The sequence below is a fragment of the Micromonospora sp. M51 genome (genome assembly GCF_018070305.1).
In the GTDB taxonomy this organism is placed as follows: domain Bacteria; phylum Actinomycetota; class Actinomycetes; order Mycobacteriales; family Micromonosporaceae; genus Micromonospora; species Micromonospora parva.
Genome location: NZ_JAGPXZ010000386.1, coordinates 1 through 5,734 on the forward strand (window position 1 = coordinate 1; position 5,734 = coordinate 5,734).

Annotated in this window: 5 protein-coding genes; 2 read left to right on the forward strand and 3 right to left on the reverse strand. The window is 71.9% G+C overall.

Annotated features, from left to right (window positions below):
- The first annotated feature begins 136 nt into the window (after positions 1–136).
- A complete protein-coding gene (locus KBX53_RS20025) occupies positions 137–1,963 on the forward strand; it encodes an alpha-galactosidase (protein ID WP_210860972.1) in 1,827 nt (608 codons plus the stop codon).
- A 4-nt stretch (positions 1,964–1,967) separates the two neighbouring features.
- On the opposite strand, the gene KBX53_RS20030 is transcribed toward KBX53_RS20025, so the two are convergent.
- Positions 1,968–2,798 (reverse strand): MBL fold metallo-hydrolase, encoded by an 831-nt coding sequence (locus KBX53_RS20030; RefSeq protein ID WP_210860975.1) that lies wholly within the window; start codon positions 2,796–2,798, stop codon positions 1,968–1,970.
- On the reverse strand, positions 2,795–3,199 hold the full coding sequence (locus KBX53_RS20035; RefSeq protein WP_210860977.1) for a thioesterase family protein: 405 nt from the start codon (positions 3,197–3,199) through the stop codon (positions 2,795–2,797). Before KBX53_RS20035 ends, KBX53_RS20030 begins: the two co-directional genes overlap by 4 nt.
- A gap of 137 nt (positions 3,200–3,336) precedes the next feature.
- Here KBX53_RS20035 and KBX53_RS20040 point away from each other — a divergent pair, with 137 nt between their 5' ends.
- On the forward strand, positions 3,337–4,458 hold the full coding sequence (locus KBX53_RS20040) for a phosphatase PAP2 family protein (protein WP_247675910.1): 1,122 nt from the start codon (positions 3,337–3,339) through the stop codon (positions 4,456–4,458).
- Here KBX53_RS20040 and KBX53_RS20045 read toward each other — a convergent pair.
- The coding region (locus tag KBX53_RS20045; RefSeq protein WP_247675911.1) for a PH domain-containing protein at positions 4,459–5,734 on the reverse strand (1,276 nt) is incomplete at its 5' end.

Consider the following 5,734-nt stretch of genomic DNA (forward strand, 5'->3'; position numbering starts at 1 on the left):
GGATGGCGGGCGGGGGCGCGGGATGGCGGGTGGGGGGCGCGGGATGGCGGGTGGGGGCGTGGGTTGACCTCGGGGATTTGTGAACGTTAACATCGATGATGCACGATGGAAACGTGCTGTTCTCGGGGAGGCTCTGATGCGGGTGGTCCTGGTTCCTCTGGCGTTCCGCCGCGTCGCGGCCCTGCTGGTCGTGCTTCTCGTTGCCGCCGGAGTGGTCGCCGCCGACCCACCCGAGCGGGCGGTCGCGTGGGACAACGGGGTGGCCGACACCCCGCCGATGGGGTGGAACAGCTACGACTCGTTCAACTGGAGCGTCACCGAGGCTGACGTCAGGGCCAACGCCGACTACATGGCCACCAACCTGCGGCAGTTCGGCTGGGAGTACGTGGTGATCGACTGGGCCTGGTACTACCCCGGTCGGCACAACAACAGCCCCAACCAGGACGCGAACCTGCAACCCCGACTCCGGATGGACGCCAACGGGCGGCTGCTGCCGGACACCACCCGGTTCCCCTCCGCCGCCGGTGACAACGGGTTCAAACCGCTGGCCGACTACGTCCACCAGAAGGGGCTGAAGTTCGGCGTCCACCTGATGCGTGGCATTCCCCGCCAGGCGGTTGCCGACAATGTTCCGGTCCTCGGCACCACCTGCCGCGCCAACCAGGTCAACAACAGCACCACCGCGGCCTGGCTCAACCTGATGTGGGGCCTGAACATGGCCAACCAGTGCGCGCAGACCTACCTCGACTCGATGTTCCAGCTGCTGGCCTCCTGGGGCGTCGACTACGTGAAGGTGGACGACATCGCCGCCCCGACCTACCGGCAGTCGGAGGTCGAGGGGTACCGCCTGGCCATCCAGCGCAGCGGCCGGCCGATGGTGCTGAGCCTGTCACCCGGCCCGACCTCGCTGGCCAGCGGCGCACACGTCCAGGCCAACGCGCACATGTGGCGGATCGTCAACGACCTGTGGGACAACTGGTCGTCGGTGGACGCGCTCTTCGACCAACTGCGCAACTGGACCCCGTACCGCGCCACCGGCGCCTGGCCCGACGCCGACATGATCCCGATCGGTCGACTCGCCAAGTACGGGCCGGTCGGGTCGCCGCGGTACTCCAACCTGACCTCCGACGAGCAGCGCACCCTGATGTCACTGTGGGCGATCAACCGGGCGCCGCTGATGTGGGGCGGCAACCTGGTCGAGAACCGCGCCGCGGAGCTGGCGTTGATGACCAACGCCGCGGTGCTCGGAGTCAACCAGAACAGCACTAACAACCGTCAGCTCTACGGCGGCACCCGGCAGGTGTGGACCGCCGACGTGCCGGGCAGCAACCATCGGTACGTCGCCCTGTTCAACCGGGACAGCAGCGCGGCGCAGGTGTCGGTGAACCTCGCCGACCTCGGGATCGGGTCGGCCGCCGTGACCGACCTGTGGTCCGGCGCGGCCCTCGGCACGATGACCGGCACCCTCACCCGGTCGATCCCGGCCCACGGTGCCGGGCTGTACCGGTTGGCCCCGGAGACCACGGTGCCGGTACCCACCGCGTACACCGTCACCGCGCGGCACAGCGGCAAGCTACTGGACGTGTACAACAACGCCACCACCGACGGTGCCGAGTTGGTGCAGTGGGCCGCGAACGGTCAACCCAACCAGCGGTGGCGGTTCCAGGATGCGGGTGGGGGTTACCAGACGGTGGTCAGTGTGCACAGCGGCAAGTGCCTCGACGTGTACGGCGGCGCGACCGCGACCGCGGACGGGGTCCGCGTGATCCAGTGGAGCTGCAACGGCGGCACCAACCAGCAGTGGCGCGTACAGGATGTCGGCTCGGGGTACGTGCAGCTCGTCGCCCGGCACAGCGGCAAGTGCCTGGAGGTGCTCAACGCCGCCACCACCGACGGTGCCCGCCTCGCCCAGTGGACCTGCGGCACCGGCACCCACCAGCGGTGGCGCCGTACGTCGGTGTAGGCGGTCAGGCCGTGCCGGTCAGTTCGAGGTAGCCACGGTGGGCGGCGACCAGGGCGGGGCGGGCGCCGAACGGGGCCTCGGCGGCCACCCGCTCCGGCGGGGCGCTGCCGGTGTGCGCGGCCCGGATCAGCCAGGCCAGCTTCGCCAGCTCCGCGTGCTGGGCCCGGACGAAGTCGACGTCCACCGGGTCGCCGTGGCCCGGGACCACCACGGTGCGCGCGGTGGTCAGCCGCAGCAGGTCCGCGACCGCGTCCGGCCACTGCAGGGGGTACGAGTCCTCGAAGGCGGGCGGGCCGCTCTGCTCCACCAGGTCCCCGGCGACCAGCACGTCGGCGTCCGGCACGTGCACCACCAGGTCGGCCTCGGTGTGCCCCCGCCCCGGGTGTCGCAGCAGCACCCGTCGACCGCCCAGGTCGAGGACCGTCTCGACGTGCACGGTGTGCGTCGGGGCGAGCAGCGGGGTGTCGGCCAGCTCCGCGGCGAGCGTCGGATGCTGCGTGCGCAACTCCTCGTACGCCTCCCGGCGCAGCCGCTCCGGCTCCTCGCGCAGGGCGGCGGCGGCCAGCTCGTGCGCGTACACCGGGCGGGGTGGGTCGCCGGCCAGTACCGCGTTGCCGAAGCAGTGGTCGTAGTGGTGATGGGTGTTGACCAGCGTCAACGGACGGTCAGTGATCGCCCGGACGGCCCCGGCCAGCTCGGTGGCCTGGGCGGCCGACGAGAGCGTGTCGACCACCAGCGCCTCGTCGTCGCCGACGACCAGTGTGACGTTGACCCGCAGCAGCGGCTCAGCCAGCACGTACACCCGGTCGGCGACCTCGGCGAAGCCGGCGTTCACGACGCCCGCCCGGCGCGCTCGACGAAACGTGCCCGGTCGACGAGGATCCGTTCCACCCGACCCCGGGCCACCGTCTGGTCCCCGTCGCTGACCGTGACCTCGAACGACAACCGGCGGCCGTCGACGGCCGCCAGCAGCGCCTGCGCACGGACCGTCCGGCCGACCACCGTCGGCGCCAGGTGCTCCAACTCGACCCGGGTGCCCACCGTCGTCGAACCGGGCGGCATCCCGGTCGCCGTCGCCGCGACGGTGGCCGCCTCGGCCAGCGCCAGCACCCGGGGAGTGCCCAGCACCGGTACGTCCCCGGAACCGACCGCCTGGGCGGTGTCCGCGTCGGTGACCGTCAACTCGACCTGGGCGGTCAGACCCGGCGCGAGGGCCGGCTCAGGCTGCTCCTGCATGGGGTCAGCCTAGGTGCTCACCGGGCCCGCCGAGCAAGCGGCCGGGGATCCGGAACCGCCCGCCTGCCCACCTGTGCACGACCACGCCAGGTGGTCCCCGTCGGTCGATGCCGGCCCCGTCGTTAACCTTGACCCCGATGGCCGTCGTGACTGACCCCCAGCCCCCCGCCCGGACCGACCCGCCCGCGTCCCCGGACGGGGGTCGTCGGCGCATCGTCGCCATGACCGTCTGGGCGGTCGCCTTCGTCGCCGCGTGGCTGGCCATCGGCCTGCCCACCGACCCGGCGTACGCCTTCGTCTGGATCTGGGCCGCGACCATCGCCTGGAACAGCGAACGGCCCTGGCGCAGTCACCTGCGCTTCGCCCGGGACTGGGTGCCGGTGGTGCTGCTGTTCGTGGTGTACAACCTCTCACGCGGGTTCGCCGACAACGGGGCGACGCCGCACGCGATGGAGCTGATCGTCGCCGACCGGTTCATGTTCGGCTGGGCCACCGGCGGTGAGGTGCCCACCGTCTGGTTGCAGCAGCACCTCTACCACCCGCAGGTGCACTGGTGGGACGTCGCGGCGAGCTGGGTGTACTTCTCCCACTTCGTGGTGGCGCTGGCCGCCGCCGCGGTGCTCTGGATACGCGACCGGCACCGCTGGGCGGCGTACATGCGGCGCTGGGGTTTCCTCTGCGCGGCCGGCCTGGTCACCTACTTCGTCTACCCGGCCGCCCCGCCCTGGTGGGCGGCGCAGAACGGCCTGCTCACCGAGGTCGCCCGGATCTCGACCCGAGGTTGGAAGGCGTTCGGCATGCACGGCGCCGGCAACGTCCTCAACGCCGGCCAGATCGCCTCCAACCCGGTAGCCGCGATGCCCTCGCTGCACACCGCGTGGGCGCTGTTCGTGGTGCTGTTCTTCCTGACCGCCACCCGTCGTCGCTGGTGGCCGCTGCTGCTCGCGTACCCGCTGGCGATGACCTTCACCCTGGTCTACTCGGGTGAGCACTATGTGATCGACGTGCTGGTCGGCTGGGCGTACGTGGGGATGACCTTCCTGGTGGTCGGTCTGGCGGAGCGCGGCTGGGCGGCGTGGCGCACCCGCCACCCGAGCGCCAAGTCGGACCAGGCCAAGGAACCCCCACCGACCCCGACCAACCAGCCGGAACCCCCCACCCCCCGCGAACCAGACCCCACCCCCCCCACCCGGCTTCCGGGCCGGTTGATCATGAAGTTGTTGCCCTCCAGCACGGCCTGTCGGGCAATAACCTCATGATCAACGAGGTGAGGGGTGGGGGTGGGTGCGGGCTTGGTGGGCTCTGGTGGTCAGGTCGGCGGCCAGGGCCCAGGCCTCGGCCAGGTCGCGGTCCTGTGCGGTGGCACCGGAGCCGCCAGCGGTGTCCGCGTGGACGGAGGCCAGGCCCAGACGGCGTTGGATCGGCCCCTGGACCACCCGCACGCTCTGGATCCGGGCGTACGGCACGATCACCAGTTGTCGGGTGAGCAGCCCGGACCGGGTGGCGAACACCCGCTCGAACAGGCCCGCGCCGAACGCGGTACGGCCCAGCGGGTGCAGCCAACGGGTTCGCGGTGGTGGTGGGCTCAACGGGAGCGCGTCGAGGCGTACCCCGGGAAGCACCTCGGCGACGATCATCGTCGCCGTCCGCAGGTCGCCGACCGGCAGCAGCCGGTCGGGCCGGTTGCGGTCGTCGGCCTCCGCGACGGAGTAACCGGCCACCTCCAGCCGCAGCCGCAGCCAGCCCTTCACCCGCCACAGCAGCGGCCAGGTGGCCCGCACGGTCTGCACCCGCTCCAGCGGCACGGTCTGCGCGCGCGTCTCCAGCAGGCCGTTGTGCACCCGCAGCGTGCCGCGGTCGCGGGCCAGCCGGAAGTTCCAGTCGTCGAGCACCCGGCGGATCGGTTGCAGCAGGACACCCGCCATCGCGGTCAGGGTGCTCGCCACCGCGACGAACGACCATGAGCCGGCGGTGAGGAACTGCACCACGACGAACGCCACACCGAACGGGAGCAGGAACGCCTGCGGGGTGAGCAGTTGGCTGATCAGCAGGTTCTGGTTGCGTACCGCGTGCAGTGGCCGGCCCGGCGCGGCCGGCGGCGGCGCCGGCGCACCCGGGGTGACCGGGGTCGCCGCGTCGCCGGGCGTGGGCGGCTGCGCCACCCGCCCGGCCAGCGCCAGCAGGCGCTCGCGCAGCACTGTCGCGTCGGCCACCCCGAGGTACGCCAGTGGCGCCTCGGTCTTGCCGCCGCCGACCACCTCCAGACGCAGCTCGGCCAGGCCGGTGAGCTGCGCGAGCAGGGGCCGGACCACCTCCACGGCCTGCAACCGTTCCAACGGGATGGCCCGGGTACGCCGCCAGAGCAGCCCTTCGTACACCCGAAGCTCCCGGCCCACGACGTGGTAGCCGGTGTTGTACCAGCTGATCACCGACAGCACCGTCGCGCCGAGCGCCAGCACCGCCACCGTGACGGCGAACCAGCCGAAGCCCACCCGGGACAGCGTCGACCAGGACAACCCGGCGATCACCCAGACC

Excerpts from the sequence above, each read along its gene's own strand:
- KBX53_RS20040 (WP_247675910.1), top strand. The coding sequence starts at position 3,337 with ATGGCCGTCGTGACTGACCCCCAGCCCCCCGCCCGGACCGACCCGCCC.
- KBX53_RS20025 (WP_210860972.1), top strand. The coding sequence starts at position 137 with ATGCGGGTGGTCCTGGTTCCTCTGGCGTTCCGCCGCGTCGCGGCCCTG.
- KBX53_RS20035 (WP_210860977.1), bottom strand. The coding sequence starts at position 3,199 with ATGCAGGAGCAGCCTGAGCCGGCCCTCGCGCCGGGTCTGACCGCCCAG.